The following is a 15,174-nucleotide window of genomic DNA, read 5'->3' as shown; positions in this document are numbered from 1 at the left end:
CTCAGCCGAGGCCCTCGACATCCGTTCGCTCGACCTCGGCGACCACCCGCCCGGCCAGCGAGCGCAGGGCCGCGGCCTCGGCGGCGGTCATGTCGTCGATGAACAGCCGCCGCACCAACTCCACATGATTGGGCGCGGCGGCCTCGAGAGCCGCGCGGCCCGCGTCCGTGAGCCGCACCTCCCGGCCGCGCGCGTCCTCGACGGCCTGGCAGCGATCGATCAGGCCGCGCGCGCTCATCCGGGTCAGATGTTTGGACAGGCGGCTCTTGTCCCAGCAGATCTCCGCACCCAATTCCTTGGCGCGCAATTGTCCCCCGGCCGCGGACAGCGCGACCAGTACCTCGTAGTCCGACAACGACATCCCGTCCTGGGCCAGCCCGGCGGCGATGGCAGCGTCCAGCCGCTGCCGCATGCGAATGTAGGACTGCCAGGTCACCTGTTCCGCATCGCTCAGCCAGCGCGTCATGCCTCCATAGTATCGACGGTTAGTTGACGTGGACACTATGTGGATCCACAGGAACCTCACCGCGAATCGGAGCGGACCTCGAACGGGGTGCTGCCGTACAGTACTGACGGTTCGATTTGCGTAGTTCTGGCGGAAATCATCAACGCGCGAGCGGGTTTCCAGACGGGACGAATGAGACATATTCCGGCAGAAGAGCTTCCGGCGTTCGGGGCAAATCCCCTAATCCACCTGGATGGATAGCCCATCCGGTTGACAATGCAACGTTGCGCCAGAAAACTCGACGCCGAGCCCGGACCGGTCACCGCGCCGCGACCCCGTGGCGGCGGTGGCACCTCCGCGCCGAACCGGGCCAGCTACCACCCTATTGCGCCGACATTGAGGAATACATGAACGTTCGCCGGCTTCTCGTCACCGCCAGCGTCGCGGGCTTGACGACCATCGCAGCCCAGTCCGCCGTCGCCCTCGCCGACGTCCCCACCGGTTCCTCGGGCACCGGTTCTTCCGCGATCGACACCGGCTCCGCCGCCACCGGCTCGGCGGGTCTGTCGCAGACCGGCTCGGCCGGCGGACCCGTCTACGAGAACTGCGACCAGGCCCGCGCGGCCGGGGTTGCCCCCCTCTTCCGCGGCCAGCCCGGCTACAGCCCACACCTCGACCCCGACGGCACGGGAATGGCCTGCCCGACCGTCTGATTCGAGAGTTGCAGCAACTCTCGAACTCTCAGGGGCAAGCCCCTGAAACCCCGAACGAGGGCGGCCCCGGTCCGAATGGACCGGGGCCGCCCTCGTTTTTGTCGACCGGCTCAGCGGCGGAAGATCTTCACCACGACCAGGGTCGCGATCAGGGCGCCCGCGCCGATCAAGCTGTACTTGATCTTCGGCTCGTTCAGCTTGGCCACCACGGACTGCTTGGCGTTGTCGGCCAGCCGCTGCGGGTCGGCGCGGACCGCGAGTTCGTCGAGGGTGCTTGCGAGCCGGTTGCGGGCGGCCTCGATCTCGCGCTCGATCGCCTCGGTGTCTCTCGCCACGTCACACTCCTGTCTGAATGCCGCACTGCCGGCGGCGACTGTCGTCTCTGGGGTCGCCCGCGCCGGTTCGTTCGCGCGGCAGGCGGACCCGAACAGGAGTGTATCGCCAATACCGCGCCGGGCTCCGGGACTCACACGCGAGTCCCGACCGGCCGGGTCTGCACGACCGCTGCGCAATTGGTTGGAGTCTCCGGTGAACAGGAAATTCCGATCGAATACGGCCATAGCATGGCCCGTGCAAGTTTCGAGTGCATTGCACAACAGATTGCGCACAAAAGGGAAGGCTCCCAATGAAATCGAAAATTGTCGGAACATTGTTCATCGCCACCGCGACCGGCGCCCTGATCGCGGGGCCGATGATCGGCACCGCGAGCGCCGCCGTCCCCACCCTCGCCCATCAGCAGCCGGGTTGGGGTGATCACGACCGGGACCGCGACGGCGACTGGGGTGGTTTCAATCGTCCCGGCTGGACCGATCCCCGCGATCCCTGGCGCAATGACTGGCATTGCGACAGACGCGGCAATTGGCACGAGGACGAACACGATCACGACGGTCACCACGATGACCGTTGCCGCGCCTGGTAATTGCATCGGCTAGCGTGACGGCATGACCGAGAATCACCGACTCAGTCCCGGCGACACCGCCCCCGCCTTCACCCTCCCCGACGCCGACGGCAAGGACGTCTCGCTGTCGGACTACCGCGGGCGCAAGGTGATCGTCTACTTCTACCCGGCCGCCAGCACCCCCGGCTGCACCAAGCAGGCCTGCGATTTCCGCGACAACCTGGCCGAATTGGAGGGCGCGGGCATCGAGGTGATCGGCATCTCCCCCGACAAGCCGGCCAAGCTCGCCAAGTTCCGCGACACCGAGCAGCTCACCTTCCCGCTGTTGTCCGACCCGGACAAGGAAGTGCTCGGCGCGTACGGGGCCTTCGGCGAGAAGATGATGTACGGCAAGAAGGTCACCGGAGTCATCCGCTCCACCTTCCTGATCGACGAGACCGGCAAGGTCGAGGTCGCGCAGTACAACGTCAAGGCCACCGGCCACGTCGCCAAGCTCCGCCGCGACCTGTCCGTCTGACCGCCGAAAACACCGAACCCCGGCCGATATTCGGCCGGGGTTCGCTGTGAGGGGTGTCGGGAAAGGCTAGACCTTCGGCATCATCTGGGCGGCCCACTGGAGCATCATGCGCCAGTGGCCGTCCCACCAGTCGGCGAATTCGGCGGTGCCTAACGGGGGCGGCGCGGTTTCGCCGGGGAACAGGCCGGATTCGGTGGGCGCACCGACCGCGTGGGTCGGGGCCGGGATGATCGACTCCGGATTCGAGGCGACCTCGGGCTCGGGCTGGGCCTTGATCAGCGGCCGGGGATGGGACTTCGGGCCGTCGGAGTGCGGACCCCAGTTGAGGGTGGCCGGATCGATGGTCACCATTTCGCCGGGCGGCGGCGCGGGGGCGGGCTGCTGATCGGTATTGGGCGCGACCGCGTCGGTGGGCATGACCATGCCGGGCATGCCGGGCATCGCCGGCAGACCGGCACCCGCCGAACCGGAATCCGGTGCGGGAGCGGCGGGCGCGTCGCCGACCGGATGCTCGGGCCCGGGGTTGCGCGCGTCCGCGGACACTCGGGAGTCGATGAGGATCGGCTGGGGCACCTTCTTCGAATCACTGCCCGCCGCATACACACCGCCCGCCACCAGGCCGCCCGCCAGCACACTGGCCGCGGCGAACAGGGCCGCGGTGCCGCGGGCCCGGCCGATGCGCTCGGCCGCCTCCCCCGCGATCTCCGCCTCCGGCAGTGCCGTCAGCGCCGCACCGATGGCGGGCGCGACGGTGGCCACCGAGCACGGGATGACCGGCGCGCCGAAACCCGATTCCAGCGCGGCCACCACCGCGGGTTCGGTTGCGGCCGAGCCGATCAGCACCACCGCGTCCGGCTTCACCCCGGCCGCGTCGAACTGATCCCAGGCGGCGGTGACGGCGGTGCGCATGGTCTCCTCGGTGGCCGCGCCGCCGCCGAGGGTCACCGCGGCCAGCACCCGGCCCCGATCGGGCGAGATGAGCGAGAACGCCTGGAAGCCGGGCACCACCTCGCAGATGGCCAGGTCTTCGAACTCGTCGACCCAGGTCATGGCGCGCGCCACCGCGAGATGCGTGGCCTTGGCCGAGACCAGGGAGGCGTCGTGCCACGGGCCGGCGGCCAGCTTGGTCACGATCGCCCGGCGTTCGGCGGCATCGCGGTAAGCGACCGCCGCGCCGAGGATCTCGCGATCCGCGCCGATCTTGTCGGCGATGTCCTCCATCGCCGCTTCCACCGCCGCGGCCAGGTCGGCCTTCGTCTCGCCGGCGATCGGGACGACCCGCTCGAGCACCACCCGTTCGGGCAGCTTGTCGCCGTCATCGGCGAGCGCCACGGCGCGCACGGTGCCGCGCTCGGTGGCTACACCGATGGTCACCGCGGAACGAACAAGACTCGAAGAAACCACAATCAGCCTTCCAAGGTCATGCCGACAATGTTTCGATTCCCGGGACGTACGGCCGAGTCACCGGCCCACCCGCCCGCTCAGCAGAGATGCACAGCTGGGAAGCAGCTGCGATGGTCGTTCGGTGCCGACGGCGGCGTGGATGGGTCGGAATCGGTGACACACGAAGTACCGCAGCGTGTCATGCGCGTGTCGCTACCCGTAGGCTGTTCCTCGTGGAAGCGCGCACGGGAGCCAGGTCGACTCGACGACCGGACCCTGCGTTGGAGCTGCAGGACGACCCCCAGGAGCTGATGCCCCGTCGCCGCCCGACGCAGGAACGATCGAAACGAAAGTTCGACGCCCTGTTGCACGCCTCCCGGGTTTTGCTGGTCGAGGTCGGGTTCGAATCCTTCACCTGTGAAGAGGTGGCGGCCCGCGCGGAAGTGCCGATCGGCACGCTGTATCAGTTCTTCGCCAACAAGTACGTCATCGTCTGCGAGCTGAATCGCCAAGACCTGGTGGCGGTTTCACAGGAGCTGGCCGACTTCCACGGCGAGATCCCGTCCATGGACTGGCTGCGGCACATGACGCAGCTGGTCGATCACCTGGCGGATCTGTGGATGACCGACCCGTCGCGGCGCGAGGTGTGGCTGGCCATGCAGTCCACGCCCTCCACGCGGGCGACCGGCGCGATCCACGAAAAGGAGTTCGCCGAAGCGGTTTCGCAGATGCTGCGCCCGCTCATGCCGCGCACCCCCCGCGGCCGCCGCACCATGATGGCGCAGGTGCTGGTGCACGTCGTCTACTCGATGCTGAATTTCTCGGTGCAGGACGGCCTGAGCCATGAGGACGCCGTCGCCGAACTCAAGCGCCTCATGGTGGCGTATCTGCTGATCGCGGAGAAGGAATCGCGCTCGGGCGGGCAGCGCACCACCTTCGACCCGGACTAGATTCCGGCCACAAGCACGCCGGAATGACGGTGGACGAGGCTCAGTCGCGGATCAGGTCGGCTAGTTCGCCCGGGTCTTCCAGCACGACCATTGCCGCCGCCGTATCGCCATCGTGGGTGAGCGACAGGTGAACTCGCACCCGGGGCAGGAATTCCGCTGCCAGGCCGTGCAATTTGATGCTGGGGCGTCCCCAGGCGTCGTTCACGACCTCGATGAGCGGGTACGGGTTGTCGCCGATCTGCGGGCTGCGCGCGAAGCGAGATGTCGCCCACGCCTTGATGACCGCCTCCTTCGCCGCCCAGCGGATGGCGTAGCTCCGGGCCGGGTCGGTGCCCTTGCTTTGGCAGTAGCGCCGTTCTCCGGCGGTGAAACTTTCCCGGAGCATGGTGGTTCCGGTGCGTTCCATTTGTTCGGCGAACTCGGAGATGGTGACCAAGTCCAGGCCGATACCCAGGATCGTCACAGTTCGGGACTCCTAGATTCCTCGTTAGTGCAGTCGAATTGGCTGCGAACATACCAGCGGACCTACGGCACCGTAGGCACGCACATGGGAACGGCGGGCTCGCGCCCGTGCGCTCGGTGAGGAGCGCGGGACGCGAGCCCGCCGTGTCTGACCTGCCGGGGAGCTACTCGTTACCGGCAGGCCCGTTCTCTACTGGCAGGCCGGGCCTTTCGGCACTGCCACGTACACCGCGTCCGCGCCCAGGCGAGCCTGCTGCGAGAGCAGCATGTCGGCCTCGAGCTGACGCGACTTCTTGGCGGGGGTGCCGTCCCCGCCGAGGCGGCGGTCGGCGGGCCGCTCGTACATCGGGGCGCCACCGCACATGGCTTCGGCCAAGCGCTGGCGACCGGCGAGCTGACGCTGCTGCGCCTTGCGCTGGTACGCCTCCCGCTGGTCGGCGTCGGCAATGGCCTCGACGAACGCCTGCGGGTGCACGATGGCGACCAGACCCGACACGTGGCCGAAACCGAGCGAGGTGACCAGACCGGCCTTGAGTGGGAAGCGATCTCCCACCGTCAGCGCCTCGCGCAGCCACACCAGGTGCGGGTACGCCTGCATCTTCTCGTCCACGCAGTCCAGGCTGCGGTTGGGCGGGATGACGCCGGACTCGAGCACCTGGCACAGGCCGATCATCTGGAAGGCCGCCGCGCCGCCCTTCGCGTGACCGGTGAGGGTCTTCTGCGAAACGACGAACAGCGGAGCGCCCGCCGAGCGACCGATGGAGTCGGCCAGGCGTTCGTGCAGTTCGGACTCGTTGGGATCGTTTGCGGCGGTGGAGGTGTCGTGCTTGGACACCACCGCGATCTCGTCCGGGCTGACGCCGAGCTTGCCGAGTTCCTTGGCCAGCTTGGACTCCGGGCCACCGCGGCCCGCGCCCAGCGCACCCAGGCCGGGGGCCGGGATGGAGGTGTGCACGCCGTCGGCGAAGGACTGCGCGAAGGCGACGACACCCAGCACCGGCAGGCCCATTTCCAGGGCGACCGAACCGCGGGCGAGCAGCACCGTTCCGCCACCCATGGATTCGACGAACCCGCCGCGGCGGCGGTCGTTGGCCCGGGAGAAGTAGCGGTCGCTGATGCCCTTGGCGGACATGGCGGCCGAATCGGCGGTGGCCGACATGTCGCCGAAGCCGACGATGCCCTCGATACCGAGGTCGTCGTAACCACCGGCCACGACCAGGTCGGCCTTGCCGAGCTTGATCTTGTCGACGCCCTCCTCGACGGAGACCGCCGCGGTCGCGCAGGCGGCGACCGGGTGGATCATGCCGCCGTAGGAGCCGACGTAGCTCTGCACCACGTGCGCCAGAGCGACGTTGGGCAGCGCCTCCTGCAGGATGTCGTTGGCGCGCGGCTCACCGAGCAGGTTGTCGATGTAGAGCGAGCGCATCGACGACATGCCGCCCATACCGGTGCCCTGGGTGTTGGCGACCATGGCCGGGTGCACCCAGCTCATCAGTTCGGCCGGGCTGAAGCCGGAGCTCAGGAACGCGTCCACGGTGCAGACGATGTTCCACAGCGCGACGCGGTCGATGGAGCTCGCCATATCGGCGGAGATGCCCCAGCGGGTCGGGTCCCAGCCGGTCGGGATCTGACCGCCGACGGTGCGCGAGAGCTTGGCCTTGCGCGGCACCCGAATCTCGGTGCCCGCCTTGCGGATCACCTGCCAGTCGCCGGTGCCCTCGATCGGGGTGACGACCGTCTGCTCCGGGTTGGCAGAGAAGAAGGCGCGCGCCTCGGACTCGCTGTTCACCACGAAGGTGAGGTCCTTGTCCAGGAACACCGAGGTGAGCAGCGGGGCGGTGTTCTCGATCATGGCACCGTCGTCGCCGTAGCGACGCACGCCGCAACGCTCCACCACGGTGTCGTGGTAGCGGTCGGCGATCTCGGATTCGTCGACGTACTCACCGGATTCGGTGTCGTACCAGCCCGGCTTGGGGTCGTTCTCCCAGGTGACCAGGCCGGTGGTCCAGGCCAGCTCCAGCACGCCCGCGGCGGAGAGCTGATCGGAGACCTCGATCTCGAAGCGGGTGCGCGCCGAGCCGTAGGGGCCGAGCTCGCCAGCGCCGACAATGACGACCATGTCGTCGAGATCGGCGGTGACCGAACCCCATTCGGGGGTCGGCAGCTTGGAGGACAGGGTCGGCGGGGCGGGCAGGGCCGAAATGGTCACGCCGTCAACGTCTTCGACGTCCGCCTCGGCCTCGGCCTGCTCCCGGGCCTGGCGAGCCAGCTCCGGCAGATCCAGCTTGGCACCGGCGAGACCGCCGGTCAGGTCGATCTGCTGCGGTCCGGCCGCAGTCACGATGCGGGCCCGCGAGGTGCACCACTTGAGCAGTTCGTCGGCCATCTGCAGCGTGGACCAGGTGTGCACGCCCGCCTTCTCGACGGCCACGACCAGCGGGTCGTTGCCGCCCATGAGGCCGGTGCCACGCACCCAGCCGATCAGCGCGTGCACCAGGGTGACCCGCTCCGACCAGGACTTCTCCGCACGCCACTTGGCGACGATGGCATCCAGCGCGGCCTTGGACTCGCCGTAGGCGCCGTCACCACCGAACATGCCGCGGTTGGGCGAACCCGGCAGCACCACATGCAGTTTCGCGTCCACGTCGTGGTCCACGCCGATCTTGGACAGACCGCCGATGAGGCGCTCCACCGACCACAGCAGGACCCGCATCTCCATTTCGGCGCGAGCGCCGGCATCGGACATGTCACCGGCCACGCGGGGTGCGGCGAAGGGCAGCAGCAGCGTGGGGGTCATCGCCTCCTTGACGAGAACCTTGGCGCCACCGGCATTGTCGACCTGCTCATTGCCGACCCACTCGATGAGCGCGTCGATATCGGTGTAGGAGGCCATGTTCGCCGGGACCACCCAGAGGGCGGCACCGTGGCGAGCGTTGTCACGGTAGAGCTGCTTGTAGAAGGCCAGGCGGTCATCGTCCAGCTTGGAGGTGGTGACCACCACGGTGGCACCGCCCGCGAGCAGTCGGCCGGTGGCCGCCGCCGCGATGGAACCCTTGCTGGCACCGGTGATCACAGCGATGTCGGAGGACCAGACACCGGCCTCGGCGGTGGACAGGGCGGCCTCGGCGATCGCGCCGTAGACCCCGGCCAGCACCGAACGGGCCTCCTTCATGGCCCGGTTGCGCCACCAGTTGGCCTGCGCCGCAACGGCTTCACCGGCACCGCGGTAGCCGTCCACCTCGGGCTCGACCGGCAGCGAGCCGTCGTTGCCGAACCACAGGCGGGCGAGATCCTCACGGGCACTGGCCCACCGGTCGTCGATGAGCAGGGCCTTGCGGGCGTCGAAGGCGGGCGCGACCAGTCGCGGCCAGTCCGAACCCAATTCGGCCGAGACCAGGTCCACCAGGGTGTCGGTGGTGACCTCCGGGGCGGACGCCTGCTCGGCGTGGCCGAGGGATTCCAGGATCACCCGGGCGGCCTGCGCCAGCACGCCGTCACGGCCGGTGATCTGCTCGGTGAACTCGCCGAGGGCGGCCGCGTCGACGGTCGCGCCACCCGCACCGCCACCGGCGGACGGCATGGAAACCGCGACTCCGCGGCGCGCGGCCACGGACTGCACGGCGGCGTCGATGGCGGCATCCACGGACGCACCGTCCGAAAGTCCGCCGGAGACAAGGCCACCCAGGTCGCCACCGCGGACGGAGGCGCCCTCACGGGTGCCGAGGGAGACCTCGGCGGTGACGTGGCTGGCCCAGCCGTCGCCCAGACCCCAGACCTTCTTGACGCGCTCGCCGATGGCGGCGGGGCGCTTGCCCGAGGGGCCGAAGACCTTGCGCAGGTGATCGCCGATGGAGTCGGACAGCACCGAGCCGAACGGCTTGTAGGTGCGGGCCAGGCGCTCGACCGTGCCGGACAGCGCGCCCATGTCGGCGTCCGCGGCACCGTCGATGGCACCGAGCGAGAGCTCCGCGCCGAGGTCGACGAGCAGCTGGTTGCGGCGCGAGGAGACGCCGTCGCACAGGCCCTCGATGGTGTCGACCGGACCGATCTGGTCCATCCGCAGCTTGGTCCACAGCGCAATGAGCACGCGGGTGGCGTCGGCGGCGGAGAACGCGATGTCGTCGGCGATCGGGCCGCCGGTCGGTACGGCCACGGGGGCCGGGGCGGCGGCAGCGGCGGGAGCCGTTGCGGCAGCGGCGGTCTCGGCGGGAGCCTCCTCCGGCTCTTCCACCGGAGCGGGATCGGTGTCGGTCGAGTAGACGACGCCGCGCTCACGCTCGATGTTGACGACCTCGACCACGGCACTGCCGAACTGCGGCAGCTTCAGCGTGTTGGACGCCAGGTTGGCGACGGTCGGCGTTGCGGCCAAACCGATTTCGACGAACCGCTCGACGCCCAGGCCACCGTGCTCGACATCGGTGAACAGCAGATCCTGGGTCTCGATCCAGCGCACCGGGCTGGCGAACTGCCAGGCCAGCAGCTCGACGAGGACCACGCGGCACAGCTCGACCTGCTTGGCGGTCCACTCGTCCCAGTTGGCGAGCACCTCGGCCAGCGGCTCGGACGGCACCAGATCCGCGATCTCCTGGATGTAGTCGCGCTCCAGGTTGAACAGGCGCGGCACCAGGTTCGGTATGTAGCGGCCGATGAGCAGGCTCGGGTCCAGGTCCTGCGGCAGCAGATCCAGCAGCTTGCCACGGAACTCGGGCACACCGGCACGCAGCACGGTGGAGTGGAACGGCACGTCGATGCCCGGGATGAGCACGAACGCGCGCTTGCCACCGGTCTCGGCGCGCAGGCGCTCGATCTCGTCCTCGAGCGCGACCATGCCCTTCACGGTGCCCGCGATGGCGTACTGCGCGCCGCGCAGGTTCAGGTTCACGACCTCGAGGAACTCCCCGGCCTGATCGCCGACGCCCTTGACCCAGGCGATGACCTGGTCGTCGGCGATGCCGATCTGCGAGGGGCGGATGGCGGCCATGCGGTAGTCGCTGCGACCCTGGGCATCCCGGGGCACCAGCTCGTGCATGGCGGAGCCACGCTGGAACACGACCTCCAGCACCGCGTTCAGCGGCAGCACGCCCGCGGCGGCGGACAAAGCGTTGTACTCACCGACCGAGTGGCCCGCGAGCATCGCACCCTCGATGAAGGCACCGGCCTCGCGCAGCTCAGCGACCTGAGCCACACCGAGGGTCGCCATGGCGACCTGGGTGAACTGGGTCAGGTGCAAAACGCCCTGCGGGTGGCGGTATTCGACGCCGCGCGCCTTGAGGTAGGTCGGGTTGTCGCGCACCACAGCCAGAATCGAGAAGCCCAGGGCCTCGCGGGTGTGCTTGTCGGCGCGGTCCCAGATGTCCTTGGCGGCCTTGGAGCGGGTACGGGCCTCCAGGCCCATCCCCTTGGCCTGAATGCCCTGACCCGGGAAGGCGTAGACCGTCTTCGGCGGCGCGATGCGGCCGGTGGCGGTCATCACCAGGTTGCCGTCGATGCGGCAGGAGACCTCGACGATCTCCGAACCGTGGTCCACCGCAACGCGTTCCACGCGCACGTCGACCGGCGAGCCCAGTCGGACCATGCCCAGGAAGCGGGTGGTCCAGGCGGTGATGGTGCGGGGCGCGACCTTGTCGTTCAGGTCGATCGCCGAGACCGCGTGCTGTGCGGCGGCCGAGAGCCACATGCCGTGCACGATCGGGGAGCCCAGACCGGCCAGCTTGGCGGCATTGTCGGAGGTGTGGATCGGGTTGAAGTCACCCGACACCTGGGCGAAGGCGCCCATGGCGCGCGGGGCGAGGAGGGCCACGTCGCGGCGGCGGCGACGCGGGGTGTCGGTGGCCTCGTCCGAGAGCGAACCGGCGGCGCGCGGCGGGTCGACCAGCTCACCGGCGCCGGTGCGGCCACGAATGGCGAAGCGCTCGGTGAGGGTGGCGACGGTCGGCATGGACATGCCGGTCTCGAGCTTGTCGAGCATGCCCGCCACCCGGACGCGCACCTCGACCACGCGGCCCAGATCGGTGTCGAGGGTCTCGACCGATTCGGCGCGGACCGCGAGCACGCTTGCGGCGGAAGGCAGTTCGCCGTTCAGCTCGATCTGGTGATCGAGGTGGACCAGGTCCAGCATGCCCTCGATGACGGACTGGCCGTCGGCGGTGCGGGTCGCGCCCAGCACCGCGAACACGGCGGGCCAGCAGGCGCCGACCAGCACGTCGGGAACGGTGCGGCCGATGGTGGACAGGGTGTCCGGCAGACCGGAGCCGGTGACACCGGCGTGGTCGGCGACGAGATCCGGGCTCCAGGCCACATTGAAATGCGCGACCTTCGTGCCGTCGATCTCCTTGACCTCCGGCAGCGACTGCCCGGCGGCGACGGCCAGCAGCGCGCTCATGGCGGCGTCGGCGTCGTCCTCGGTAATGACCGGTGCGCCACCGTTGTACACGGAGACCGGGACGGTCAGGCGGATGCGGACCGCATCCTTGCCCAGCAGCGGGACGGCCAATTCCACATAGGCGGAATCGGATTCGGGGCCCTCGGTGGCCGACAGGGTGGCACCGGTGCGCGGGTGCTTGGCGCCCTTGCCGTTCATCTCCCACTCGTCCAGGTTGCCCAGGCGGTGGATGGGGTTGACGGTGGTGCGCCCGGCCCAGTTCACATCCGGTGCGGCGAGCACGATGTCGAGCAGGCCGTTGGCGACCTCGGCGCGGCGGCGGCCGTCCACGGCGGCCGGGACGATGCCGTCGCGCACCAGGGCGAAGGCGGTGTTCTGCTCGAAGCGGTCGAGCAGTTCACCGACCGGCTCGTCCACGCGGGTGATGCCCGCGACGGCGACGGTGCCCGGGATGATGCAGACCTGGTCGGCGCTGTAGCGCGGATCATGCGCCTGCCACAGGGAATCCGAACGCCACCAGCGGCGCACGTCCTGGTCCACGACCGGGACGAAGTTGACCGGCTTGCCGGGGGTCTTGCACAGGCTCACGAAGAACGGGACGTCCGCGGGGTGCAGGACGGCCTCGGCGACGGCCGGGTACTGCTCCTTCAGCGTGCAGATGGCCTGCACCGGGGTCTCGAACGCGGCGTCGCCGGCGAACAGTGTGGCGATCTCGCCGCGGTCGGCCGGGTTGAGGCGGGATTCGGTGCGGCGCACCATCTCCGCGAACCGGTCGCGCCAGGTGATGTCCAGCCACACCGAGCGGGTGGCGTCGGCGATGGCGTCGGCGAAGTCGCCACCGCAGTCGAAGTCCTTGCGGCGGTCCAGGCCGACCGCGAGCTCCACGTAGCGCTCCAGCCACTCCAGGTAGGTCATGGTGGCGACATCGCCGAAGTACGGCTTGGCGGTGCCGTCGAGGGCCGCGATGATCTCCGCGCGACGGTCGGCCACGGCCTCGGCGTCACCGGCGACCTCGTCGAGCAGGCGGCCGGTGCGCGAGGCAGCATTGTCGATCTCGTGAATGTCCGCGCCCAACTGCGAACGGCCGGAAGCCATTCCGCCGTTCGCGGTGCCCGCGCCGACCCAGTCGGGCGTACCGGGGGTGTCGACCAGCAGCTGCTTGACCTCGGGCGCGGTGGTGGCCTCGAGGGTGGCCATGGCGGCGGTGCCGACCAGCACGCCGTCCAGCGGCATGACCGGGTAGCCGTGCTGGGTGGACCATTCGCCGGTGAGGTATTCGGTGGCGCGTTCGGGCGTGCCGATGCCGCCGCCGACGCAGACGATCACATTGTCGCGGCCACGCAGCTCGGCGTAGGTCTCGAGCAGCAGATCGTCGAGGTCCTCCCAGGAGTGGTGGCCACCGGCCTTACCGCCCTCGATGTGCATGATGACCGGGTAGCCGGGGACCGCGTCGGCGATGCGCAGCACGGAGCGGATCTGCGCGACGGTGCCGGGCTTGAAGGCCACGTGGGTGATGCCGACCTCGGCGAGTTCCTCGATCAGCGCAACGGCCTCTTCGAGTTCCGGGATACCGGCGGTGACGATGACACCGTCCAGCGGCGCACCGGCGCTACGGGCCTTCTGCACCAGGCGCTTGCCGCCCAGCTGCAGCTTCCACAGGTACGGGTCCAGGAACAGCGAGTTGAACTGCACCGCACGACCCGGCTGCAGCAGGCTCTTCAGTTCCTCGACGCGGTCGGCGAAGATCTGCTCGGTGACCTGGCCGCCACCGGCCAGCTCGGCCCAGTGGCCCGCATTGGCCGCGGCCGCAACGATTTTCGCGTCGACCGTGGTGGGGGTCATGCCCGCCAGCAGGATCGGCGAGCGACCGGTCAGCTTGGTGAAGGCGGTCTCGACCACGATGCGGCCGCTGGGCAGGCGAATCGGCTTGGGCGCGAACTCACTCCACGCCGGGGCGACCTCGGGGGCCGCGCCGGGGGTGAACAGGCTGCGCTGACCCGGACGCGTGGAGGCGGCGAGCACGCCGACACCGGTGCCCTTGAGCGAGCCGGAAGTGAGGCGCGAGAGCAGGTCACCGGGACCGAGGTCCAGGATCCACTGCGCGCCTTCGGTCACGGTGTTGTCGACGATGGCGACCCAGTCGATCGGGTCGACGAGCACTTCCTGGGTGAGGGCGGCGGCCAGCTCGGCGTCCACGCCACACTGCTGCGCCCAGCCCTTGACCAGCTCGACGGTCTCGGCCAGCGCCGGGTGGTGGAAGGCCACCTCGACCGGGATGTCCTCGAAGACCGGAGCGAAGACCGAGCCGCCGCGCTTCTTGGCGTCGCGCTCCTTGGCCTGCTCGGCATTGATCTCGGCGGCGCGCTGGCGCACGCGGTCGAGCTGGGCGACCGGGCCGCTGAGCACGGCGCGGCGGCGGCCGTTGCGAATGGAGAGGACGGCGGCCTTCTCCGGGGCGACGCCGTTCATGACCTCGGCGACAACGGCTTCCAGCGCCTCGGGGTCGACATTGGAGACGGCGACCATGGGCGACTTCTCACCGACGGGCAGCAGGCCGCGACGACGCGCGACCAGACCGGCTGCGGCGCCGATCAACTGGGCGATGGCCAGCAGTTCGGCATCGCGACGGCCGTGCGCCTCGGCGGCGGTGGCGGCGATGCGGCCCTGCGAGTGGCCGATGACTGCGGTGGGGGCGTGCGCGACGATGTCGAGGCCCTGCAGGCGCAGCGCACGCAGCGCGGCGATCTGGGTCAGGAACACACCGGGCATGGAGACGGCGGCGGAGCGCAACACCTGCGCTGACGGCGCTCCCGACACCTCCCCCTGGTCCGGGTCGGCGATCTCTTCTTCCAGCATCCACGCGATCGGGTCGAAACCGACCGGCCGGACCACGAGCAGCTGGGACGCAACGGGTTCCAGCGTCTTCGCGGCCTCGTTGACCAGTGCGGTCAGCTCGGGCTCGAGAGCGGAATCGCGCCCGATCTCCTCGAGCTCACGCAGCCACTGCGCGCCCTGCCCACCGAATGCCAGGGCGTACGGCGCGCCCCCCAGCAACCGGTCCAGCAGCGACGAACGGACCCCACTCTCCCGTGACTTCCCCGCCGCCCTGGCCTTCGATCCGGTCCCGGTGCTCTCGTTGATCGTCAAGACGTTCGACTTCCTTCTCCTGGCGGCCCGCCCCCACAGGACTGGGCCGCGCTCACGGTGCGCAGGTATCCCCTCGGCCCGCAGGCCCTGGTAGACGCCGAGGATTCCACAAAATCATGAGGATCTCCTCATGTTTGGTTACCGCTGGACTCGCTACCGTCAGGTATTTCCGTACGCCCGTACCAGAATGCTCCGAAACATGACCCTCCCTCATGTTTGAACACCCTGGTGAGCTCAGTTACACCCGTGTAGGAAATATGAGCCCCCCTCACATTCC

9 protein-coding genes are annotated in these 15,174 nt (G+C 69.3%); 4 read left to right on the top strand and 5 right to left on the bottom strand.

What is annotated here, in order from left to right; all coding sequences use genetic code 11:
* Position 1: 1 nt before the first annotated feature.
* Positions 2 to 466: a MarR family winged helix-turn-helix transcriptional regulator gene (locus ACYVN4_RS28345; protein ID WP_460725066.1), complete on the bottom strand. Its 465-nt coding sequence runs from the start codon at positions 464 to 466 to the stop codon at positions 2 to 4.
* A gap of 386 nt (positions 467 to 852) precedes the next feature.
* On the opposite strand from ACYVN4_RS28345, the gene ACYVN4_RS28340 reads away from it, so the two are divergent.
* On the top strand, positions 853 to 1,158 hold the full coding sequence (locus ACYVN4_RS28340; RefSeq protein WP_460725065.1) for an excalibur calcium-binding domain-containing protein: 306 nt from the start codon (positions 853 to 855) through the stop codon (positions 1,156 to 1,158).
* 110 nt (positions 1,159 to 1,268) lie between these two features.
* Here the strand turns inward: ACYVN4_RS28340 and ACYVN4_RS28335 are convergent, their stop codons facing one another.
* On the bottom strand, positions 1,269 to 1,493 hold the full coding sequence (locus tag ACYVN4_RS28335) for a DUF3618 domain-containing protein (RefSeq protein ID WP_379357640.1): 225 nt from the start codon (positions 1,491 to 1,493) through the stop codon (positions 1,269 to 1,271).
* Positions 1,494 to 1,783: 290 nt separating this feature from the next.
* Here ACYVN4_RS28335 and ACYVN4_RS28330 point away from each other — a divergent pair, with 290 nt between their 5' ends.
* Both ACYVN4_RS28330 and bcp read left to right on the top strand, forming a co-directional pair.
* Positions 1,784 to 2,077, top strand: a complete 294-nt coding sequence (locus tag ACYVN4_RS28330; protein WP_460725064.1) for a hypothetical protein — start codon at positions 1,784 to 1,786, stop codon at positions 2,075 to 2,077.
* Between the two features lie 22 nt (positions 2,078 to 2,099).
* Positions 2,100 to 2,573: a thioredoxin-dependent thiol peroxidase gene (gene bcp, locus ACYVN4_RS28325; protein WP_460725063.1), complete on the top strand. Its 474-nt coding sequence runs from the start codon at positions 2,100 to 2,102 to the stop codon at positions 2,571 to 2,573.
* 66 nt (positions 2,574 to 2,639) lie between these two features.
* Here bcp and ACYVN4_RS28320 read toward each other — a convergent pair whose 3' ends face one another.
* Complete coding sequence (locus ACYVN4_RS28320) at positions 2,640 to 3,947, bottom strand: hypothetical protein (RefSeq protein ID WP_460725062.1); 1,308 nt, start codon at positions 3,945 to 3,947, stop codon at positions 2,640 to 2,642.
* A gap of 320 nt (positions 3,948 to 4,267) precedes the next feature.
* On the opposite strand from ACYVN4_RS28320, the gene ACYVN4_RS28315 reads away from it, so the two are divergent.
* Positions 4,268 to 4,906 carry a TetR family transcriptional regulator gene (locus ACYVN4_RS28315; RefSeq protein WP_379358314.1) on the top strand — a complete coding sequence of 213 codons (639 nt, stop codon included), beginning with the start codon at positions 4,268 to 4,270 and terminating at the stop codon, positions 4,904 to 4,906.
* A gap of 40 nt (positions 4,907 to 4,946) precedes the next feature.
* On the opposite strand, the gene acpS is transcribed toward ACYVN4_RS28315, so the two are convergent.
* Both acpS and ACYVN4_RS28305 read right to left on the bottom strand, forming a co-directional pair.
* Complete coding sequence (gene acpS, locus ACYVN4_RS28310; RefSeq protein ID WP_379357645.1) at positions 4,947 to 5,369, bottom strand: holo-ACP synthase AcpS; 423 nt, start codon at positions 5,367 to 5,369, stop codon at positions 4,947 to 4,949.
* A gap of 189 nt (positions 5,370 to 5,558) precedes the next feature.
* The gene (locus ACYVN4_RS28305; RefSeq protein WP_460725061.1) at positions 5,559 to 14,897 is read right to left on the bottom strand and encodes a fatty acid synthase subunit beta domain-containing protein; all 9,339 of its coding nucleotides are present in this window, start codon (positions 14,895 to 14,897) and stop codon (positions 5,559 to 5,561) included.
* Between the last annotated feature and the right edge of the window lie 277 nt (positions 14,898 to 15,174).

The organism is Nocardia heshunensis, assembly GCF_054782115.1.
Note: the sequence above shows the minus strand (reverse complement) of the source record. Positions and strands in the feature narration are given on the sequence as shown.